This is a genomic window from Bacillus sp. SIMBA_154 (genome assembly GCF_046536015.1).
GTDB lineage: Bacteria > Bacillota > Bacilli > Bacillales > Bacillaceae > Bacillus > Bacillus pumilus_P.
The window spans coordinates 1-266 of record NZ_JAWJBV010000323.1; the positions used below are offsets into that span (position 1 = coordinate 1).

Genomic DNA, 266 nt, shown 5'->3' on the forward strand with positions numbered 1-266 from the left:
GCGCTTTGCCGACATGCCGATCAAAATTGACGAGGCTGACGGACATGCATTCCGCAAAATGTTTGTGCGCCATAAAAAAGAATTGGTGACGCTTCGTCTCGAAGATGATGTTGATCCGAATGTCACGACGGGCAAGCATTTGAAACCGAAAGACTTTTATGAGCAAATGCAGGATCCTGATACCATCGTGATCGACGCCAGAAACGACTATGAGTATGATCTCGGTCATTTCCGCGGAGCGGTCAGACCTGATATTGAGGCGTTCC

At 48.5% G+C, this 266-nt stretch carries 1 protein-coding gene; it reads left to right on the plus strand.

What is annotated here, in order from left to right:
* On the plus strand, nt 1–266 hold a 266-nt coding region (locus R0K30_RS22225; RefSeq protein ID WP_410613039.1), incomplete at both ends, for a rhodanese-like domain-containing protein.